Origin of the sequence: Streptomyces bugieae (genome assembly GCF_036352915.1) — a bacterium.
In the GTDB taxonomy this organism is placed as follows: Bacteria; Actinomycetota; Actinomycetes; order Streptomycetales; family Streptomycetaceae; genus Streptomyces; species Streptomyces endophytica.
Genome location: NZ_JAZBJP010000005.1, coordinates 133863 through 154872 on the forward strand (window position 1 = coordinate 133863; position 21010 = coordinate 154872).

17 protein-coding genes and 2 tRNA genes are annotated in these 21010 nt (G+C 70.1%); 13 read left to right on the forward strand and 6 right to left on the reverse strand.

Going from position 1 to position 21010, the window contains the following annotated elements; translation table 11 throughout:
- Positions 1–222: 222 nt before the first annotated feature.
- The gene (locus tag V2J85_RS13595; protein WP_330821720.1) at positions 223–819 is read left to right on the forward strand and encodes a biotin transporter BioY; all 597 of its coding nucleotides are present in this window, start codon (positions 223–225) and stop codon (positions 817–819) included.
- A gap of 76 nt (positions 820–895) precedes the next feature.
- Here V2J85_RS13595 and V2J85_RS13600 read toward each other — a convergent pair whose 3' ends face one another.
- Entirely contained in the window at positions 896–2317 is a 1422-nt protein-coding gene (locus V2J85_RS13600; protein ID WP_330821721.1) for an amino acid permease, read from the reverse strand.
- Between the two features lie 222 nt (positions 2318–2539).
- Between V2J85_RS13600 and V2J85_RS13605 the strand changes: the two genes are divergently transcribed.
- From V2J85_RS13605 to V2J85_RS13620, 4 genes are all read left to right on the forward strand, one after another.
- Positions 2540–3025 (forward strand): ribose-5-phosphate isomerase, encoded by a 486-nt coding sequence (locus V2J85_RS13605; protein ID WP_261951467.1) that lies wholly within the window; start codon positions 2540–2542, stop codon positions 3023–3025.
- Between the two features lie 75 nt (positions 3026–3100).
- The gene (locus V2J85_RS13610) at positions 3101–3964 is read left to right on the forward strand and encodes an Fpg/Nei family DNA glycosylase (RefSeq protein WP_330821722.1); all 864 of its coding nucleotides are present in this window, start codon (positions 3101–3103) and stop codon (positions 3962–3964) included.
- Between the two features lie 158 nt (positions 3965–4122).
- Positions 4123–5268, forward strand: coding sequence for a PP2C family protein-serine/threonine phosphatase (locus V2J85_RS13615; protein WP_261951469.1), 1146 nt, complete (start codon positions 4123–4125; stop codon positions 5266–5268).
- 164 nt (positions 5269–5432) lie between these two features.
- A complete protein-coding gene (locus V2J85_RS13620; RefSeq protein ID WP_261957123.1) occupies positions 5433–6173 on the forward strand; it encodes an ABC transporter ATP-binding protein in 741 nt (246 codons plus the stop codon).
- On the opposite strand, the gene V2J85_RS13625 is transcribed toward V2J85_RS13620, so the two are convergent.
- Positions 6158–7339 carry an acyltransferase family protein gene (locus tag V2J85_RS13625; protein ID WP_419836777.1) on the reverse strand — a complete coding sequence of 394 codons (1182 nt, stop codon included), beginning with the start codon at positions 7337–7339 and terminating at the stop codon, positions 6158–6160. The two genes, V2J85_RS13620 and V2J85_RS13625, sit on opposite strands and share 16 nt — an antisense overlap.
- Positions 7340–7922: 583 nt before the next feature.
- On the opposite strand from V2J85_RS13625, the gene V2J85_RS13630 reads away from it, so the two are divergent.
- On the forward strand, positions 7923–8117 hold the full coding sequence (locus V2J85_RS13630) for a hypothetical protein (protein ID WP_030415520.1): 195 nt from the start codon (positions 7923–7925) through the stop codon (positions 8115–8117).
- Between the two features lie 83 nt (positions 8118–8200).
- Here the strand turns inward: V2J85_RS13630 and V2J85_RS13635 are convergent, their stop codons facing one another.
- Both V2J85_RS13635 and V2J85_RS13640 read right to left on the reverse strand, forming a co-directional pair.
- Positions 8201–8581: an arsenate reductase family protein gene (locus V2J85_RS13635; protein WP_330821724.1), complete on the reverse strand. Its 381-nt coding sequence runs from the start codon at positions 8579–8581 to the stop codon at positions 8201–8203.
- A 106-nt stretch (positions 8582–8687) separates the two neighbouring features.
- Positions 8688–8758 (reverse strand) — tRNA-Gly (locus V2J85_RS13640).
- A 216-nt stretch (positions 8759–8974) separates the two neighbouring features.
- On the opposite strand from V2J85_RS13640, the gene V2J85_RS13645 reads away from it, so the two are divergent.
- The 5 genes from V2J85_RS13645 to clpX all read left to right on the forward strand — a co-directional run bounded on the left by V2J85_RS13645 (position 8975) and on the right by clpX (position 13784).
- Positions 8975–9051, forward strand: a tRNA-Pro gene (locus tag V2J85_RS13645).
- A 251-nt stretch (positions 9052–9302) separates the two neighbouring features.
- Positions 9303–10685, forward strand: coding sequence for a trigger factor (tig, locus tag V2J85_RS13650; protein ID WP_261951472.1), 1383 nt, complete (start codon positions 9303–9305; stop codon positions 10683–10685).
- 296 nt (positions 10686–10981) lie between these two features.
- Positions 10982–11584 carry an ATP-dependent Clp protease proteolytic subunit gene (locus tag V2J85_RS13655; protein WP_030415517.1) on the forward strand — a complete coding sequence of 201 codons (603 nt, stop codon included), beginning with the start codon at positions 10982–10984 and terminating at the stop codon, positions 11582–11584.
- Positions 11585–11651: 67 nt separating this feature from the next.
- Entirely contained in the window at positions 11652–12329 is a 678-nt protein-coding gene (locus V2J85_RS13660) for an ATP-dependent Clp protease proteolytic subunit (RefSeq protein WP_030415516.1), read from the forward strand.
- Positions 12330–12500: 171 nt separating this feature from the next.
- On the forward strand, positions 12501–13784 hold the full coding sequence (clpX, locus tag V2J85_RS13665; RefSeq protein WP_030415515.1) for an ATP-dependent Clp protease ATP-binding subunit ClpX: 1284 nt from the start codon (positions 12501–12503) through the stop codon (positions 13782–13784).
- A 568-nt stretch (positions 13785–14352) separates the two neighbouring features.
- On the opposite strand, the gene V2J85_RS13670 is transcribed toward clpX, so the two are convergent.
- Positions 14353–15303, reverse strand: a complete 951-nt coding sequence (locus tag V2J85_RS13670; RefSeq protein ID WP_261951473.1) for a hypothetical protein — start codon at positions 15301–15303, stop codon at positions 14353–14355.
- A gap of 149 nt (positions 15304–15452) precedes the next feature.
- Here V2J85_RS13670 and V2J85_RS13675 point away from each other — a divergent pair, with 149 nt between their 5' ends.
- Complete coding sequence (locus V2J85_RS13675; RefSeq protein WP_261951474.1) at positions 15453–18074, forward strand: valine--tRNA ligase; 2622 nt, start codon at positions 15453–15455, stop codon at positions 18072–18074.
- Here V2J85_RS13675 and V2J85_RS13680 read toward each other — a convergent pair.
- Positions 18040–19221: a hypothetical protein gene (locus tag V2J85_RS13680; protein ID WP_261957124.1), complete on the reverse strand. Its 1182-nt coding sequence runs from the start codon at positions 19219–19221 to the stop codon at positions 18040–18042. The two genes, V2J85_RS13675 and V2J85_RS13680, sit on opposite strands and share 35 nt — an antisense overlap.
- Before the next feature lie 333 nt (positions 19222–19554).
- On the opposite strand from V2J85_RS13680, the gene V2J85_RS13685 reads away from it, so the two are divergent.
- A complete protein-coding gene (locus V2J85_RS13685) occupies positions 19555–21009 on the forward strand; it encodes a peptidoglycan D,D-transpeptidase FtsI family protein (protein ID WP_330821725.1) in 1455 nt (484 codons plus the stop codon).
- Position 21010: the final 1 nt, after the last annotated feature.

Genomic DNA, 21010 nt, shown 5'->3' on the forward strand with positions numbered 1-21010 from the left:
CAAAACCGGCGCCCGGAAGCCGCCCGCTCCGTGATGAGCATCACGTGACCTGCAAAGACGCCGCGCGCCCCAACTGAGGCGGGCATTCTGGCGGTTGTTCGGAAGTCTCCAAGCGGGCCCCCGCGGCTTTGTCGCCGCCACACGATGATCGCCGGCGGCCCGCTGGACTAACGTCACAGCGTCCCCACCCGTCCCGATCCCTCTCACACCCGCGGAGTCCCGATGAGCACCGCCGCCCTCACCCGCCCCGGCACCGTCCTGGCCGACCTGCTGCCGGCCGCCACCGCCTCCCGCGCCCGCGCCCGCGACGCAGCCCTGGTCGCCGGCGGCGCCGTGCTCACCGGCCTCGCGGCCCAGATCGCCCTCCCGGTCCCCGGCTCCCCGGTCCCGGTCACCGGCCAGACCTTCGCCGCCCTCCTGGTCGGCACCGCGCTCGGCGCCCGCCGCGGTCTGCTCTCCCTGGCCCTGTACGCCCTGGCGGGCATGGCCGGCATGCCCTGGTTCGCCGACGGCACCTCCGGCTTCGCCGGCCCCACCTTCGGCTACATCGTCGGCATGCTGCTCGCCTCCGGCCTGGTCGGCGCGCTGGCCCGGCGCGGCGGGGACCGCGGGGTGCTGCGCACCGCCGCCACGATGGCCGCCGGCACCGCCGTGATCTACGCCCTCGGCGTGCCCTACCTCGCGCTGAGCACCGGCATGTCGCTCGACAAGGCCGTCGCCGTCGGCCTCGTTCCCTTCCTGTTCGGCGACGCCCTCAAGGCCGCGCTGGCCATGGGCGCGCTGCCGACCGCGTGGAAGCTCGCCGGCCGCCGCGACTGACCGCCGGCCGGACGACGACGAAGGGCGGGGCCCGCACCGATCCCGGTGCGGGCCCCGCCCTTGCCTGTTCCCGCGGTTACCCGCGGTCGGCGGCCTCGACTGCCTCGGCGGCATCGCCGGGTACCACCGTCGGCTTCTCCCGCCCCCGCCGCCGCTCCAGCACCAGCCCGACCGCCAGCACCACCACGGCCGCGACCACCGAGAGCACCATCTGCTCCCGGCCGTCCGGGTCGTAGAACATGTAGCCCACGACGAACACGATCAGCGCGATCGTCGCGTACGTCAGCCAGGGGTACAGCCACATCCGCACGGTCAGCCGCTCCGGCGTCTCGCGCTCCAGGGTCCGGCGCATCCGCAGCTGCGAGAAGCAGATGACCAGCCACACGAACAGCGCCACCGCGCCGGACGAGTTCAGCAGGAACTGGAAGACGGTGTCCTTCGACGTGTAGCTGAAGATCGTCGCGATGAAGCCGAACGCGACCGACGCCCAGATCGCCACCGCCGGCACCCCGCCCTTGTTGACGGAGGCGAACGACTTCGGCGCATCGCCGCGCTGCCCCAGCGAGAACGCCATCCGGGAGGCCGTGTACAGCCCGGAGTTCAGACAGGACAGCACCGCGGTCAGCACCACGACGTCCATCACGGTGCCGGCGTACGGGATGTCCAGCGACTTGAGCACCGCCACGTAGGGGCTCTTGTTCACCGCCGGGTCGTTCCACGGCAGCAGCGTCACGATCACCGCGATCGAGCCCAGGTAGAACAGCGCGATCCGCCAGATCACGCTGTTGACGGCCTTGCGGACGGCCTGCACCGGGTTGGGCGACTCGCCCGCCGCCAGCGTGACGATCTCGCTGCCCATGAAGGAGAAGACCACCAGCAGCATGCCGGAGAGGATCGCGCCCGGCCCGTGCGGCAGGAACCCGCCGTGCCCGGTCAGGTTCGTCATCCCCACCGCGCCGTCCCCCGGCGGCAGCCCGAAGATCGCCAGCGCGCCGACCACGATGAACACCACGATCGCCACGACCTTGATCCCGGCGAACCAGAACTCGAACTCGCCGAACGAGCCCACCGAGATCAGGTTGGTGCCGGTCAGCACGATCATCACCAGCAGCGCCCAGGCCCACTGCGGGACGGCCGGGATCCACCCGGTGAGGATCGCACCGGCCGCGGTCGCCTCGACGGCCAGCACCACCGACCAGAAGAACCAGTACAGCCAGCCGATCGTGAACCCGGCCCAGCGGCCCAGCGCCCGGTCCGCGTACGCCGAGAACGACCCGGACGTCGGTGAGGCCGCGGCCATCTCGCCCAGCATCCGCATCACCAGCACGACCAGCAGCCCGGTCAGCGCGTAGGAGAGCAGGATGCCCGGCCCGGCGGCCGCGATACCGGCGCCCGAGCCGACGAACAACCCGGCTCCGATCACCCCGCCGATGGCGATCATCGACAAATGGCGGTTCTTCAGACCGGCCTGCAGCCCGTCCGGCGGGTGCGCGCCCATGGGCACCGTCCTTCGTGGTTGGCGGATGCAACCCCCGCATTAGATCTTCGTTGACCCGATGATTGGAAGGTCCAATCCGGGATTGTTGTCCGAAACACTGGGCAGTTGCGCCTTGAGCATGCGTACGGAAGGCGGGGGGCGGTTCCCTGCGCGATTTCGGGGGCACGACCACCGGCGGACCCGGCGGCGCCTACCCCGGGCGGCGCGTGTCACACTCATCGCATGCGCGTGTACCTCGGTTCCGACCATGCCGGCTTCGAACTCAAGAACCACCTCGTCGAGTGGCTCAAGGCCAACGGCCACGAGCCCGTCGACTGCGGTCCTCACCTCTACGACGCCCAGGACGACTACCCGCCGTTCTGCCTCCGCGCCGCGGAGAAGACCGCTGCCGACCCGGACAGCCTCGGCATCGTGATCGGCGGCTCCGGCAACGGCGAGCAGATCGCCGCCAACAAGGTCAAGGGCGTACGCGCCGCGCTGGCCTGGAGCGAGGAGACCGCCAAGCTCGGCCGCGAGCACAACAACGCCAACGTCATCTCCGTCGGCGGCCGGATGCACACCCAGGACGAGGCGACCAGGTTCATCGAGGTCTTCCTCAACACCCCGTACTCCGGCGAGGAGCGGCACACCCGCCGCATCGAGATGCTCTCCGCGTACGAGACCACCGGCGACCTCCCGGCCATCCCCGCACACCACCCGCAGGGCTGACCCACCCGTTCGTCGCCGCCGCCCGCCCGCCCCGCCGCCCCGGGGCGGGCGGGCGCGCCCACCGGAGGACACCGCGTGCCCGAGGGCCACACCATCCACCGCCTCGCCGCGGACTACGCCGAGCGCTTCCTCGGGCAGCAGGTCCGGGCGACCAGCCCCCAGGGCAAGTTCTCCGACGGCGCGGCCCTCGTCGACCGCCAGGTGCTCGACACCACCGAGGCGCACGGCAAACACCTCTTCCTCGGCTTCGGCCCGGACCGCTGGATCCACATCCACCTCGGTCTCTTCGGCAAGGTCGGCTTCGGCACCGCCCCGTCCCCCAAGGACCTCCGACAAGCTCCGGTCCAGGGGGGACCCCCCTCGCCGCCCACCGACACCGTCCGGCTGCGGCTGGCGAACCCGGACGCCTACGCCGACCTGCGCGGCCCCACCACCTGCGCACTGATCACCGACGCCGAGAAGCAGGCCATACACGACCGGCTCGGCCCCGACCCGCTGCGCCCCGACGACGACGGCGGCCGCGCCTGGCTGCGGATCTCCCGCAGCCGGACGACCATCGCGGCGCTGCTCCTCGACCAGAAGATCATCGCCGGGGTCGGCAACGTCTACCGCGCGGAGGTCCTCTTCCGCCACGGCATCGACCCGTACCGCGCCGGCCGCGACCTCACCCGCGCGCAATGGGACGCCATCTGGTCGGACCTGGTCGCCCTCCTGCGCGAAGGCGTCCGCCACAACCGCATCGACACCGTCCGCCCCGAGCACACCCCCGAGGCCATGGGCCGCCCGCCCCGCGTCGACGACCACGGCGGCGAGGTCTACGTCTACCGCCGCGACCGGCAGGGCTGCCACATCTGCGGCACCGAGATCCGCACCGCCGGCCTCGCCGCCCGCAACCTCTTCTGGTGCCCGGGCTGCCAAGGGCCTGGCGGCGCCGCGTAATACCCGCGATCGCACCGCCCCACACCCCCTCCGACCACGGCTCATCGGACGATCCCCGGCCGCGCGACCGCATTTCGAACGGGGTTTCCCGGCAATTGGCCGGCGCGACGTGCGGCGAATCGACGCGCCGCCGAACGGGTGGATAAGGTCCCAGAGCGATGACGAGTGGCCCGGGAACCGAAACCCTGACGGCCCGGGTGCACAAAGGTCTGCACCGGGCCCGCGTCGGCGTGCGCAAGGCCGGGGTCGACTACTTCCGCGGCGAGGGCTCCGACCACTTCGCACTGGCCGCCCTGCTGTTCGCCATCCCCGCCATCGCCGCCGGCACCCTCTGGCGCCCCGAATGGATCGCCCCGACCGCCCTGGTCCTCCCCGTCATCGCCGGCGGCCTGCTCCTCCGCCCCGCCAACCTCCTCGTCCTCTACGGCGCCTCCGCCGCCGCCCTCGTCGTCGAGGCCGCGCTCTTCGGCCCGTACGAGGAAGGCCCCGACCGGATCACCCCGGGCACCGTCCTGGTCGTCGCCGCGGTCGGGCTCTTCGGCCTGCTCATCGCCCAGTTCCGCAGCCGCGTCGGCGTGCCCTGGCGGCGCGGCGGCACCATGCTCTTCGACCTGCGCGAACGCATCCGGGTCCAGAGCAAGCTGCCCCGGCTCCCGAAGGGCTGGCACCACGAGATGGCGCTGCGCCCGGCCGGCGGCCAGTCCTTCTCCGGCGACTTCGTCGTGGCCTCCCGCACGCACGGCGGCAACATCCTCGAAGTCGTCCTCACCGACGTCTCCGGCAAGGGCATGGACGCCGCCTCCCGCGCCCTGCTGCTCTCCGGCGCCTTCGGCGGACTGCTCGGCTCCCTCCCGCCGCACGGCTTCCTCCCGGCGGCCAACGGATACCTCCTCCGCCAGGACTGGGACGAGGGCTTCGCCACCTCCATCCACCTCGTCCTCGACCTGGAATCCGGCGACTACGAACTCCTCTCCGCGGGCCATCTGCCGGCCCTCCAGCTCAGCGCCGGCAGCGGCCGCTGGGAGGAGAAGCCCGGGGACGGGCCGCTGCTCGGCGTCTACGACGGCGCCCAGTTCGACCCGGTCAAGGGCACCCTGCGGCCCGGCGACGTCCTGATGCTCTTCACCGACGGGCTGGTCGAGGCCGCCGACCGCGACATCGCCGAGGGCATCGACCGCCTCACCGGCGAGGCGGACCGCTACGTCGCCAGCGGCTTCGCCGGCGCCGCCTGGCACCTCATCGAGGCCGTCGCCAAGGACGTCAACGACGACCGCGCCCTGCTCCTCATCTGCCGCGACGCCTGACGCCCACGAGGCCCGTCCGGGGGCTCCCGGTGGGGTTTCCCCCAGTCCGGCCCGGCGGCCCTCCCCATGGCCCGCCCCGCCCCCGGCTCCCTACCGTGAATCCGACGCCGGGCCGCCACGACGGCCGGGCCGAGCCCCCACCGGACACCACGGAGCGCCCCGCCATGCCCCCGACCGCACCCGCACCCACCTCCGCACCCACGTCCGCGCCCGCCGTCGAACTGCGCGGCGTACGGCGCCGGTACGGCCGCGGCCCGGCGGCCGTCGACGCCCTGCGCGGTATCGACCTGGCGCTGCCGCGCGGCTCGTTCACCGCCGTCACGGGCCCCTCGGGATCCGGCAAATCGACCCTCCTGCAGTGCGCGGCCGGCCTGGACCGCCCCACCTCCGGGTCCGTACGGGTCGCCGGCACCGAAATCAGCCGAATGAGTGAGCGCCGCCTCACCGCCCTGCGCCGCAGCCGGCTGGGCTTCGTCTTCCAGGCGTGCAACCTGCTGCCGGCCCTCACCGTCGAGGACAATGTCCTGCTGCCGATGCGCCTGGCCGGACAGCGCCCGGACCGCCGCCGGGCGGCCGACGTCCTCGCCCGGGTCGGCCTGGCCGACCACGCCCACCGCCGCCCCGGCCGGCTCTCCGGTGGTCAGCAGCAGCGCGTCGCGCTCGCCCGGGCCCTGGTCACCGCGCCCGACGTGCTCTTCGCCGACGAGCCCACCGGCGCCCTGGACACCGCCACCGCCGCCGAGGTGATCGGCCTGCTCCGGCACGCCGTCGACACCCTCGGCACCACGGTCGTCATGGTCACCCACGACCCGGTGGCCGCCGCCCGCGCCGACCAGATCCTCGTCCTCACCGGGGGCACGCTCACCGACCGCCTGCTCCCCGGGACGCCTCAGGCGGGGGACTGAGGCTGCTGCTGCCGCGGCACCGCGGGCGCCGGCTCGCCGGCCGGCTTGCGGAACGCCCAGTCCATGGTCGGTTCCATCGCGAACCGGAAGAGCCGGCGGACCGGCGGCGTGCACAGCGCCGTCACGATGCCGCCCGCGAGCAGCGTGACCGCGATCTCGCCGAGCGGCGAGTGCAGCCAGTCGTAGTCGTCGAACCAGCCCCAGAACCGCGAGCCCTTCGCCAGGAAGCCGTGCAGCAGATAGCCGTACAGCGTCCCGGCGCCCAGCACCGTGAACCAGGTCCGCCGCGTGGGCACCCAGGAGAAGAAGCAGGCCACGAGCACCATCGAGCACCCGAAGAGCGCCAGCGTCATCACGATGCCGACCCACCAGGTGGTGCCCAGCTCCTGGGCGCTGTCGCGGTGGTAGAACCACGCCGAGCTCATCCGCGGCGCCGCCCAGTAGGCCATCACCAGCGCCGCCGCGAAGATCGGCACGGAGGCGATCCGGACCGCCCGCCGCTGGACGAGCCGGAAGTGCTCCGGCCGCAGCGACAGTCCCAGCACGAAGAACGGCAGGAACTGCAGCACCCGCTGGAGGTCCAGGTCGTCACCGATGTCCGGCGAGATCGACGCGAGGACGGCGATGACCACCGCGAGCGGAATCGGCCAGCGCACGACCTTCCACAGCGGCGTGGTCAGCCGCCAGATGAACAGGGCGATCAGGAACCAGGTCAGGAACCAGGGGTCCAGCAGGCTGATCGGGTGCCCAGGATCGTCGTCCGCCCAGCGCTTGAAGAACGCGTACGCGGTCTCGAAGAGCACGTACGGGACGGCGACCCCGGTGACCAGGCGCTGCAGCCGGTCCCGGCGCATGTCGAAGCTGCGGGAGAAGTAGCCGGAGATGATGATGAACGCCGGCATGTGGAAGGTGTAGACGGTCATGTAGAGCGCCTCGGCGGCGCGGCTGCCGTCGGTCAGCGGCTCCCAGGCGTGCCCCATCGCCACCAGCACGATGGCCAGGTACTTCGCGTTGTCGAAGAAGGGGTTCCGCCCCCCGCTCTTCGCCGGAGGCGCCGGTACCCCCTCCGACTGCTCGGCGGCCTCCGTACGGCCGGAGTTGTTTGTACCCGCCGCCTCCCGGGCAGGCGGGAGCACGCGTCGCGGTGTGGGGGCAGCGGGAAACATTCCAGGCACGATAGCGGCGCCCGGCGAATGCGTAAAACCGCCGCCATGGCCTTCGCTATTTCATCCGGGGGGCCCGTCGATATGACCTGGATAAATGCTGCACGGGCGAGCGGTTGACGGGACGTCGCCGGCCACTCCGTTGCCCCTTTTGCGGCACTTGATACCTTCAAATCTGGTCATATCCCCTGAGAACGACGCCGAGGGAATGTCCACTTTCATGGTGTTGTGCGACGTCACACGTTCCCCCGTAGTGATGCTTTCCACTGCGCCCGTAAAACAGTGGCGGAGCTCACGGATAAACAATTGCCGGAGTGCGCGGCGAGTGATCGTTAATGGTCACGGAATGCGCGCGAGGCGTTAATTGCGGGGGAGGGGCGACGGGAGGAGGGTGCGGGAGTCGTCGCCGGCCCGCGGTGGCCCGGCCGCCCGCCGCCGCACCGACGGCCGGAATCGGGCAAAGCGTTGGCCGATGATTCGTCACCGGCCTGCAGTGGGCATGGAGTTGGTGGCACGATGGGTGCCGGGGGGTGTGCGCGGCATGCTCCCGGGCCGGTGAGGCGTTCCGACCAAGGGTGTGATCAGTGTGGCTCTGTCGCTGTCAGTTGTGCTGCTGTTGGGGATCATCCTGATCGTGCTGATCAGAGGAAAGTCGATCAAGGCGGGCCCGGCGCTCGTCGCCATACTGTTCGGCTTCTTCCTCGCCTCCACGGGCATGGCGCCGTCCATCAACAGGTTCCTCAACTCCCTGGCGGACACCATCAACCACATCACCTTCTAGGCGTCCGGACGCCCGGACATCGTCCGGCTGACCGGCCGCCCGGACGTCCCTCCGCCCACAAGGCTCCTCACGGCTCACGACGTTCAGAGGTCCTGTTCGCGCCCGGTCCGCGCCACCGCCTCGCGTACGGCTTCCGCGCTGCGGCCCACCACCGCCGAACCGTCGTCCGCGGTGATGATCGGCCGCTGGATCAGCCGGGGATGACCGGCCAGCGCCGCGATCCACCGCTCGCGCGCGGCCTCGGTGCGCTCCCACCCCCCGAGCCCCAGCTCCTTCGCCTCGGCCTCCTGGGTGCGGGTGATGTCCCACGGCTCCAGGCCCAGCCGGGTCAGGACCGCGCGCAGTTCCTCCGCGCTCGGCGGATCGTCGAGGTACCGGCGGACCGTGTACTGCGCGCCTTCGTCGTTCAGGATGTCGACCGCGGAACGGCACTTGGAACATGCGGGATTGAGCCAGATCTCCATGCGGCCACTTTATGGAAGCCGCCGCGCCGGGGGCGTAAAGGTCCGGCCGTTCCGGAATGCGGAAAGCGAAAGGCCCCGGCCGGAGGGGCCAGGGCCTTTCGTCGAGAGCGGGCGACGGGAATCGAACCCGCGTAGCTAGTTTGGAAGACTAGGGCTCTACCATTGAGCTACGCCCGCAGGCGCCACAGGTCGTCGGACCGCGGCACGCAGTGCATCCTAGCGGGTCGCGGCGGTGTCCCGCACACCCCTTCCCGCGGACGGCGCCCCGTGCCGCGTACGCCGGCGCAGGTGTTCCGCGCGCCGCGCGCCGGGCGTCCGCCTTGCCGCTGCCCGGGCCTCGCAATAACTGGCAGCCGTACCGCGTCCGGCCATGTACCCTACGTGTCGCACCGACGGGGTGTGGCGCAGCTTGGTAGCGCGTCCGCTTTGGGAGCGGAAGGTCGTCGGTTCGAATCCGGCCACCCCGACCAGCAGGACCCTTCTCCGGCAAGGGCCCGTCCGGTCTCCGGCGGGGCCCGTCCAGCGGAACCCGGCCGGCCGGTCGGTCCGCCCGAGCGCCGGGCGTGCAAGATCACGTTGTCGGCGTCATCCTCCTTGCGGTTACTATGCAAACTGCGTGCCCGTGTGTCTGTGTACCGGGCGGATCGGCAGGGCCCGGATCAGCCGGGTGCCGGCGGATCTCAAGCAGAACCCCAGAAGTCAGCCCCAAGGAGACCGAACCGTGAAGAGCGCCGTGGAGACCCTGAACCCGACTCGGGTTCGGCTCACTGTCGAGGTGCCCTTCGAGGAGCTCAAGCCCAGCCTCGACGCGGCGTACAAGAAGATCAACCAGCAGGTCACGGTGAAGGGCTTCCGCCAGGGCAAGATCCCGGCGCGCGTCATCGACCAGCGGTTCGGCCGTGGCGCGGTGCTGGAGGAGGCCGTCAACGACGCGCTCCCGAAGTTCTACACCGAAGCGGTCAACGAGGCCGAGCTGAACGTCCTCGGCCAGCCCGAGGTCGACATCACCGAGCTGAAGGACGGCGAGACGCTGAACTTCACCGCCGAGGTCGACATCCGCCCCACCCTGGAGATCCCGGACTACTCCGGCATCGAGGTCGAGGTCGACGCCGTCGAGGTGTCGGACGAGGACGTCGACAAGTCGGTCGAGCAGCTGCGTGAGCGCTTCGCGACCACCAGCCCGGTCGAGCGCGCCGCCCAGGACGGCGACGTGCTGACCGTGAACCTCGAGGCCAAGGTCGACGGCGAGGTCCTGGAGGACGGCGTCGCCGAGGGCGTCACGTACACCGTCGGCTCCGGCGAGCTGCTCGACGGCATCGACGACGCGGTCACGGGCCTGGAGGCCGGCGGCAGCGCCACCTTCACCTCCGAGCTCAAGGGCGGCTCCGCCCAGGGCAAGGAGGCCGAGGTCAAGGTCGAGGTCACCGAGGTCAAGGCCCGCGAACTCCCCGAGCTGGACGACGACTTCGCGCAGCTGGCCAGCGAGTTCGACACCCTTGAGGACCTCAAGGCGGACAGCCGCAAGCGCCTCGCGCAGATGAAGAAGTACGACCAGGCCACCCAGGCCCAGGAGAAGGTCCTGGACGAGCTGCTGAAGCTCGTCGAGGTGCCGATGCCGGAGAAGCTGCTCGCGGACGAGATCCAGACCCGCAAGCACAACCTGGAGCACCACCAGCTCGGCCAGATGGGTCTCGACCTCGCGAAGTACCTGGAGATCCAGGGCAAGACCGAGGAAGAGTTCGACGCCGAGACCAAGGAGCAGGCGGAGAAGGGCATCAAGACCCAGTTCATCCTGGACGAGCTGGTCAACAAGGAGAAGCTGAACGTCAGCCAGGAGGAGCTCACCGAGCACCTCATGCGCCGCGCCCAGTCCTCCGGCATGTCCCCCGACCAGTTCGCCCAGGCCGTCGTCGAGGGCGGCCAGGTGCCGATGCTCGTCGGTGAGGTCGCCCGCGGCAAGGCCCTCGCGGTCGTCGTCGAGGCCGCCACGGTCAAGGACACCAACGGCGAGGTCGTCGACCTCGACGACGAGGACGAGACGGCCGAGACCGTCGAGGCCGAGGGTGCCGAGGCCGAGGCTGCGGACGAGAAGCCCGAGGCGTAAGCCCCGGCCGGTCCGCGACCCGCGCAGAACGACTGATCAACGGGCCCGAACACGCACGTCCGCGTGTTCGGGCCCGTCCGTCGTACCGGTCGGTGAGCCTGCGCTCACAGCGAACAGTTGACAATGCGGGATGGCGTTGTCCGACCTGCGCGTTAGGGTCCGTAGATACGAGGGCAGGGGAGTCCCTGAAACCGCGCCGGGGCGACATACGGCGCCCGATCCCCGCGCCCCAGAAGACGACGCTGTGACGGCCCCGAGCCGTCCGACAACGAGCAGGTGGACACGTGACGATCCCGATGCCTTCCGCCGCCGCTGAGCCGACCTTCGGTGGCCTCGGCGACCAGGTCTACAACCGGCTGCTCGGCGAGCGGATCATCTTCCTCGGCCAGCCGGTCGACGACGACATCGCCAACAAGATCACCGCGCAGCTGCTTCTCCTCGCCGCGGACCCGGACAAGGACATCTTCCTCTACATCAACTCCCCGGGCGGCTCCATCTCGGCCGGCTTGGCGATCTACGACACCATGCAGTACATCAAGAACGACGTGGTGACGATCGCGATGGGCCTCGCCGCCTCGATGGGCCAGTTCCTGCTGAGCGCCGGCACCCCGGGCAAGCGCTTCGCGCTGCCGAACGCCGAGATCCTCATCCACCAGCCCTCCGCGGGTCTGGCCGGCTCCGCGTCCGACATCAAGATCCACGCCGAGCGGCTGCTGCACACCAAGAAGCGGATGGCGGAGCTGACGGCCTTCCACACCGGCCAGACGGTCGAGCGGATCACCCAGGACTCCGACCGCGACCGCTGGTTCTCCGCCGATGAGGCCAAGGAGTACGGCCTCATCGACGAGGTGATGACCTCCGCCGCCGGCGTTCCGGGCGGGGGCGGCACCGGGGCCTGAGCCCCGTACCACTCGCCCCTCAGCCACCCCAGCCCACTTGATCGCCACCAGGACGGTGAACACCACGATGAACAACTTCCCCGGCAGCGGCCTCTACCAGCGCCCGGAGTCCGAGTTTTCCGGCCCGCGCGCGGAGTCCCGCTACATCGTCCCGCGCTTCGTCGAGCGCACGTCCCAGGGCGTGCGCGAGTACGACCCGTACGCGAAGCTGTTCGAGGAGCGAGTGATCTTCCTCGGCGTGCAGATCGACGACGCCTCGGCCAACGACGTCATGGCGCAGCTGCTGTGCCTGGAGTCGATGGACCCGGACCGCGACATCTCGATCTACATCAACAGCCCCGGCGGCTCGTTCACGGCGCTCACGGCCATCTACGACACGATGCAGTTCGTGAAGCCGGACATCCAGACGGTCTGCATGGGCCAGGCGGCCTCCGCCGCGGCCGTGCTGCTCGCGGCCGGTACGCCCGGCAAGCGGATGGCGCTGCCGAACGCCCGCGTGCTGATCCACCAGCCGTACAGCGAGACCGGCCGCGGTCAGGTCTCCGACCTGGAGATCGCCGCCAACGAGATCCTGCGGATGCGCACCCAGCTGGAGGACCTGCTGGCCAAGCACTCCTCGACGCCCATCGAGAAGATCCGCGATGACATCGAGCGTGACAAGATTCTGACCGCCGAGGAGTCCCTGGCGTACGGTCTGGTCGACCAGATCGTCTCGACGCGCAAGTCGTCCGTCTCGATCGGCTAGCGGTTCTGCGCACAACGCGCCGGAGCGTTGCCTCCTTGGACCGGTTCGGGATCGAGTGAACCGAGTCGGTCCAAGGGGGGCCCGTACGGGGGGCCCGGCAAGGTACCGTCGATAGGCAAGCACCCGGGTCCGTTGGAGCAATGCGGATCCCAGGCGAAGGGGAAGCACCTCGTGGCACGCATCGGTGACGGCGGCGACCTGCTCAAGTGCTCATTCTGCGGAAAGAGCCAGAAGCAGGTGAAGAAGCTCATCGCGGGACCTGGTGTGTACATCTGCGACGAGTGCATCGACCTCTGCAACGAGATCATCGAGGAGGAGCTCGCCGAGACCTCCGAGGTGCGGTGGGAGGAGCTCCCCAAGCCCCGGGAGATCTACGAGTTCCTGAACGGCTACGTCGTCGGCCAGGAGCCCGCCAAGAAGGCGCTGTCGGTCGCCGTCTACAACCACTACAAGCGGGTCCAGGCGGGCGAGAACGGCCCCGGCCGCGGGGACGACGGCATCGAGCTCGCCAAGTCCAACATCCTGCTGCTCGGCCCCACCGGCTCCGGCAAGACCCTGCTCGCGCAGACCCTCGCCCGGATGCTGAACGTCCCCTTCGCGTTCGCCGACGCCACCGCGCTGACGGAGGCCGGGTACGTCGGCGAGGACGTCGAGAACATCCTTCTGAAGCTGATCCAGGCCGCGGACTTCGACATCAAGAAGGCCGAGACCGGCATCATCTACATCGACGAGATCGACAAGGTCGCCCGGAAGAGCGAAAACCCGTCGATCACCCGTGACGTCTCCGGCGAGGGCGTCCAGCAGGCCCTGCTGAAGATCCTGGAGGGCACCACCGCCTCGGTCCCGCCCCAGGGCGGCCGCAAGCACCCGCACCAGGAATTCATCCAGATCGACACGACGAACGTGCTGTTCATCGTGGGCGGTGCCTTCGCCGGCCTGGAGAAGATCATCGAGGCCCGGTCCGGCGCCAAGGGCATCGGCTTCGGCGCGACGATCCGCTCCAAGCGGGAGATCGAGTCCAAGGACCAGCTCCAGGACGTCATGCCGGAGGACCTGGTCAAGTTCGGCATGATCCCCGAGTTCATCGGCCGCCTCCCGGTCCTCACCTCGGTCCACAACCTCGACCGCGAGGCGCTCCTGCAGATCCTCGTCGAGCCGCGCAACGCGCTCGTCAAGCAGTACAAGCGCCTCTTCGAACTCGACGGTGTGGAGCTCGACTTCGACCGCCCGGCCCTGGAGGCCATCGCCGACCAGGCCATCCTCCGCGGCACCGGCGCCCGTGGCCTGCGCGCCATCATGGAGGAGGTCCTCCAGGCGGTGATGTACGAAATCCCGTCCCGCAAGGACGTGGCCCGCGTCGTCATCACCGAGGACGTCGTCCACTCCAACGTGAACCCGACCCTGGTCCCGCGCACCCGCGGCGACTCGGGGGAGCCGCAGGAGAAGAGCGCGTAGGACGCGCCCTCCGCGACGGACATACGAGAGCCGCCCGGCAGCTGGTGCTGCCGGGCGGCTCTGTGCTTACTAGATGTGACCCGAGGGGCCGTCGGTACCGAGTTCACAGGCCCTCTGGGAGATCACCCACTTGATCCCGAGTGACGTCAGGGAAGCTGCGCAGAAGGGGACGTTGTTATTCCGTACTATGAAGCCACCCTCTCCCGTCATCTTGCATGCTGCGCGGACCTTCGGCCCCACCTTGTACCCGCCTTCGGCAATGAATGACGTGCACTGCTTCGTCGTGGCTTGAGCCGATCCGGTCGCCACGAGCGGAAGTGCCGCTGCCGTCAGCAGCACCCCTGTGGCCGCGGCCAGGCGGCGGGTTGTCTTACGCATGGCAAACCCCCTTGTTGTTGATCTTGGGTCGGCATGAACATATCAGCCGATAGGTCAGCCCTCCGGACTTAAAGGGGATTTCCGCCATTGATTGGCCAGGGTGCATAGTTTCGGCGACCGACAAAGAAAAAGCGCTCGACGGGGGAGATCCCCGTCGAGCGCCGTGAAGGAGCCAGCGCCGAGCGCACAGCTACTTCTCCTTGCGAACCTCGTTGCGTACCTTGGCCGCCTTCTCCGACAGCTGCTCGGCGCTCAGGGCCTCGGAGGACGGGACGCCGCCAGACGCCGACGGCGGCGCGGCGTGCGATTGCACGATGCCGATCGCGCTGCTGTCCCCCCAGATGCACATGGAGAACTTCTGTGACGCGGTGACACCGCCCATCGAGGCGGTTGCCTTCTGCACCTTGCACTTCATCACCGCGCCGTCGAAATCGTCGGGTGAGTACTCGGTCTCGGGCGTGACGGTTTCGATCTTGGCGTTGCCTGCCGACTTCTTCTGGTTCTCGTCGAGCTTGGCGTACAGCTGGTCCACTGCGCTCTCCGGGTCGTTCACCTTCCCGTAGATGCCCGCCACGCCGAGGATGAGCTTGCTGTCGTTGGCGTAGGCGCCCTGCACGAACTTGCCGTCCACGATGCCCATGGCTCGGAGTTCCTTGTCGTTGGAGAAGTCCTCCGGCGTCTTCCCGGCAGCGTTGCCCGGCGCCTTGCTGTACTCGTTGTTCAGCAGCTTCTCCGGCAGCGAGATCGTGTACGGCTTCACGTCGCCGCCCGAGCCGAAGACGAAGTACGCGCCGACGCCGATGGCGGCGACGACGGCGACGGCGCCGATGATGAGGCCGATCTTCTTGCCGTTGCCGCCGGACTCCTCGGGGCCCTGGGGGATGACGCCGTAGGGGGTCTGCTGGCCGCCGTACGGGGCCTGCTGGCCGTAGGCGGGCTGGGCGGGCTGCTGGGGGTAGCCGTAGCCCTGCTGAGGGGCCTGCTGCGGGTAGCCGTAGCCCTGCTGACCGGGCACCTGGCCGCCTTGCTGCGGGTAGCCGTAACCGGGCTGGGGGGCCGGCGGCTGCTGCGGCTGGCCGTACGGACCGGGCTGCTGGGGCTGCTGGCCGTACGGGCCGGGAGGCGGCTGGTTGAAGCTCATGGAGCGGTTCCCCTCGTGACAACTGAGAACAGTTGAAGTCCTGCGATGTTTATGCGCTGCCGACATCCTGTACGACGGCACCGACAGCCGTTGCCCCGGGGGCGAAACCGATTCGAAGCTGGTACACGGGCGCCCGTACACTGTCCGTCGTGACCGAGAACACTCAGCAGAGCAAGCACAGCGCCCCCGAACTGCCGACTCAGTACACGCCGGCCGATGTAGAGGGGCCGCTGTACGAGCGCTGGGTAGAGCGGGGCTACTTCGAGGCGGACGAGAAGAGCGACAAGCCGCCGTACACGATCGTCATCCCCCCGCCGAACGTCACCGGCAGCCTCCACTTGGGCCATGCCTTCGAGCACACCCTGATCGACGCCCTCACCCGCCGCAAGCGGATGCAGGGCTACGAGACGCTGTGGCAGCCGGGCATGGACCACGCCGGCATCGCCACCCAGAACGTCGTCGAGCGCGAGCTCGCCAAGGAGGGCGTCTCGCGGCACGACCTCGGCCGGGAGGCGTTCGTCGAGCGCGTCTGGCAGTGGAAGAACGAGTCCGGCGGCCAGATCTCGGGCCAGATGCGGCGCCTGGGCGACGGCGTAGCCTGGTCGCGTGAGCGGTTCACGATGGACGAGGGCCTGTCCAAGGCCGTCCAGACGATCTTCAAGCGGCTCTACGACGACGAGCTGATCTACCGCGCCGAGCGCATCATCAACTGGTGCCCGCGCTGTCTGACCGCCATCTCGGACATCGAGGTGGAGTACCAGGACGACGACGGCGAGCTCGTCTCCATCCGCTACGGCGAGGGCGACACGTCGATCGTCGTCGCGACGACGCGGGCCGAGACGATGCTCGGTGACACCGCGGTCGCCGTCCACCCCGACGACGAGCGGTACGCCCATCTCGTCGGCACCGAGATCGAGTTGCCGCTGACCGGCCGCCGGATCCCGGTCGTCGCGGACGAGCACGTCGACCCCGAGTTCGGCACCGGCGCCGTCAAGGTCACCCCGGCGCACGACCCGAACGACTTCGAGATCGGCCGGCGGCACGACCTCGCCAGCCTGGCCGTCCTCGACGAGCGCGGCGTCATCACGGCGCACGGCCCGTTCCAGGGCCTGGACCGCTTCGAGGCCCGTTCCGCGATCGTCGGGGCGCTGCGCGCCGAGGGCCGGATCGTCGCCGAGAAGCGCCCGTACACGCACTCCGTCGGGCACTGCTCGCGCTGCAAGACGACCATCGAGCCCCGGCTGTCGATGCAGTGGTGGGTCAAGGTCGGCCCGCTGGCCAAGGCCGCGGGCGACGCCGTCCGGGACGGCAAGGTCGCGATCCACCCCAAGGAGATGGAGTCGCGGTACTTCGGCTGGGTGGACAACCTCCACGACTGGTGCATTTCCCGGCAGCTGTGGTGGGGTCACCGCATTCCGGTCTGGTACGGGCCGAACGGCGAGGTCGTCTGCGTCGGACCGGACGAGGAGCCGCCGAGCGGTGCGGGCTGGCACCAGGACACCGACGTCCTGGACACCTGGTTCTCGTCGGGCCTGTGGCCGTTCTCCACGCTCGGCTGGCCCGAACAGACCCCGAGCGTCGAGAAGTTCTACCCGAACTCCGTCCTGGTCACCGGCTACGACATCCTGTTCTTCTGGGTCGCCCGGATGATGATGTTCGGCCTGTACGCGATGGACGGCACCCCGCCGTTCCACACCATCGCGCTGCACGGCATGGTCCGTGACCAGTTCGGCAAGAAGATGTCCAAGTCCTTCGGGAACGCGGTCAATCCGCTGGACTGGATGGACGCGTACGGTTCGGACGCCGTCCGGTTCACGCTGGCCCGCGGGGCCAACCCCGGCGTCGACGTCCCGATCGGCGAGGACTGGGTCCAGGGCTCCCGCAACTTCGCCAACAAGATCTGGAACGCCACCCGCTTCGCGCTCATGAACGGCGCGACCGTGGAGGGCGAACTCCCGCCCGCGGAGGCGCTGTCGGCGACCGACCGGTGGATCCTCTCCCGGCTGAACTCGGTCGTCGCCGAGGTCGACGCGTACTACGACGACTACCAGTTCGCGAAGCTGTCGGACACCCTCTTCCACTTCGCCTGGGACGAGGTCTTCGACTGGTACGTCGAGCTGTCCAAGACCACCTTCATGGCGGGCGGCCCGGCCGCCGACGCGTCGCGCCGGGTCCTGGGCGAGGTCCTGGACGTCACGCTGCGGCTGCTGCACCCGATCGTCCCGTTCGTCACCGAGACGCTGTGGACGACGCTGACCGGCGGCGAGTCGGTCGTCATCGCCGACTGGCCGAAGGACTCGGGCTTCCGCGACGCGGCAGCGGAGCAGGAGATCGGGACCGTTCAGCAGGTCGTCACCGAGGTCCGGCGGTTCCGCTCCGACCAGGGCCTCCAGCCCGGCCAGAAGGTCCCGGCGCAGCTGGACCTGTCCGGTACGGCGCTGGCGCCGCACGAGGCCGCGATGCGGGCGCTGCTGCGGCTGCAGCCGGCCGGTGACGGCTTCCACGCCACCGCCTCGCTGCCCGTCGCGGGCGCCACGGTCGCGCTGGACCTGTCCGGCGCCATCGACGTCGAGGCGGAGCGCAAGCGGCTGACCAAGGACCTGGCCGCCGCCGAGAAGGAGAAGGCGCAGGCCACCGCCAAGCTCGGCAACGAGGCGTTCCTCGCCAAGGCGCCCGAGAAGGTCGTGGACAAGATCCGCGGCCGGCTGGGGGCCGCGGAGGCCGACATCGAGCGGATCACCGCGCAGCTGGCGGCTCTGCCCCAGGCGTAGCACCGTTCCACGTCGCAGGCCCCTCGTCCGTACGGGCGGGGGGCCTGCGCCGTCCCCGCCCCCGTCCCCGCTGCCCCCGTTCGCGGACCGGCCAGAGCAGGACATACGCCGTGGAGACCGCCACGAAGCCCAGACGGATCAGGCCGCGGGCCGAGTCGTCGGGGACCGCGAAGACACTGCCGTAGAGGATCAGCAGCGCGAGCCAGCTCCACCAGGGGACCAGACGGCGCTGCCCGATCACGTCCCACAGCAGGGTGCCGAGCAGCACCGACGCCGTGTAGTACGTGTAGACGCTGGGGTCGAGGACGATCCGGGCGTTGGCGCCGAGCAGGACCACGGCCGCCCAACGGCCCCGCCAGACGGCGATCGAGCCCAGGGCCAGCCCGAGGGCGGCCTGTGCGGGGCGGTCCCAGCCGGGAGTCTCCGGGTCGCCGACGCCCAGCCAGCGCAGCGCGGACGCCGGGTGGTTGGGGATGGCGAACTTCGCCGCGGCGAACGACTGCGGGTCGCCCAGGAAGAACGGCAGCCAGGCGACCGCCACCAGGCCCGCGCACCACAGGCCGGCCCGCAGCCACTTCTCCCGCGGCAGCGCGAGCAGCAGCGGGACGAAGGCCAGGGCGGTGGGCTTGGAATCCATCGCCAGGGCCAGGAAGGCGCCGGTGAGGGCGGCGTCGCCGCGGGTGACGGCGCGTACCGCGAGGGCGGTGAAGAACAGCGCGAGGACGTCGTCAAGGTGCCCGAAGCGGACCGCGACCTCGATCCACATGGGGATGAAGGCCAGCCCCGCGATCAGGACGCGCTGCCGCAGCCGCTGGTGGTTGGTGCCGGTGCCCAGGAAGTGGTGGGCGGCGCTGCGCCCGGCCAGGACCACGATGACCAGGCCGAGCAGCGACATCAGGGCAGCGGCGAGGAACTGGCCGGTGGCCTCGGGGAACGGGTTGAACAGCCCGGCGGTCAGGAAGCTGAGCGGGCCCATCTGGAGCTCGGGGTGGTGCGCGTAGAGGTTGAGGCCGCCGGTGCCGTCGCCCGCGGCGCCCTGGTAGATCAGCTCACCGCCGGTGCGCAGGTAGTGCCAGGAGAACCCGCCGTGCGGCTCGACGACCGCGAACCACAGCACGGTCCAGGCGGTGAGCAGTACCAAATGCATCCGCTGACTGATTGCCGGCACGCCTGTTCAGCTCCTGCTTTCCCGTTCGCCGTCGTCCTGTGGTGCGTTTCCGGAGGACGTGCTGGCGCCTCCGGGGTGCGGGGGAGCCGCACAGCCCGCCGTGGAAGAGGGCGGAGCGGGGCAGAAAGTTGTCCCGGCCGGGCAGGTGCGGTCGATTCGGACCGTTAAGACCGTTCTCATGGCGTTCTCATGAAGCCGAGGCACGGTGGACCGGAATGCCGGGCTCCTGCCTGCCGGACCGCCGGAGCGCCGGCCTGCCGGCGGGCAGGAGTCCGGCGGAAACCGCCCGTCCCGTCCCAGGAGCCGCGCCCCATGAACAAGCCACTGCGCCGGGTCTCGGTGTTCTGCCTCGCCCTGATACTCGCGCTGATGGGCTGGGCCACCTGGATCCAGGGCGCGAAGGCCAGCGACTACAAGGAGGACTCGCACAACCCGCGGGTGACCATCGGCAAGTACGCGGCGCCGCTGGGCAACATCCTCGTCGACGGCGAGCCGGTCACCGGCTCCGCCGCCACCTCTTCCACCCTCAAGTACAAGCGCACCTACAAGGACGGCCCGCTCTACGCCCCGGTGACCGGCTTCACCTCGCAGATCTTCGGCAGCAACCAGCTGGAGAGCCTCTACGGCGACCTCCTCGACGGCTCCGACAGCCGGCTGCAGAGCCCCGCCGACGCCCTGACCCGCACCCGGGCCAAGGGCGGCGACGTGGCCACCACCATCGACGCCGCGGTGCAGAAGGCCGGCTATCGGGCGCTGGACGGCAAGAAGGGCGCGGCCGTCGCCCTCGACCCGGCCACCGGGCGGATCCTCGGCATGGTCAGCACCCCGTCGTACGACCCGGGGAAGTTCGCCGGGTCCTCCGCCGCCGACCAGAAGGCGTGGCAGCGGATGTCCGGCGACGGGGACCACCCCGAGGTCAACCGGGCGCTGCGGCAGCCGCTGCCGCCCGGTTCCACCTTCAAGCTGGTGGTCGCCGCGGCCGCGCTGGAGAACGGCCTGTACTCCTCGGTCGACGAGCACACCGACAGCCCCGACCCGTACACCCTCCCGCACACCCGCACCACGCTGAAGAACGAGAACACCGCCGCGCCCTGCAAGAACGCGACCATCCGCACCGCGCTGCGGTACTCCTGCAACACCGTGTTCGCGAAGATGGCCGTCGACCTGGGCAAGGACAAGGTCAAGGCGCAGGCCGAGAAGTTCGGCTTCAACGACGGCAAGGTGGACACCCCGGTGCGCGCCGCCAAGAGCGCCTACCCGGACGACATGGACGAGGCACAGACCGCGCTGTCCGGGATCGGCCAGTTCAACGACCAGGCGACCCCGCTCCAGATGGCGATGGTCACCTCCGCGATCGCCAACGGCGGCGAGCTGAAGACCCCGCAGCTGGTCGACCGGCTGACCGACGGCGGCGGCAACACCGTCCAGCAGAACGAGCCGGCGGCCTACCGGGACGGCCGGACCATGTCCGGTCGCACCGCCGCACAGCTGCGGTCGGCGATGCAGACGGTGGTGGACCAGGGCACCGGCTCGAACGCGAAGATCGGCGGACTGACCGTCGGCGGCAAGACCGGCACCGCCCAGCACGGCGTCGACAACAGCGGTACGCCCTACGCCTGGTTCGTCTCGTACGCGGAGGACGGCAACGGGCACCAGGTGGCGGTGGCCGTGATGGTCGAGGACGGCCACGCCGCCCGCAACGAGGTCTCCGGCAACGGTCTGGCGGCCCCGGTGGCGCGGGCGATGATGAAGGCGGCACTGCGGTAGT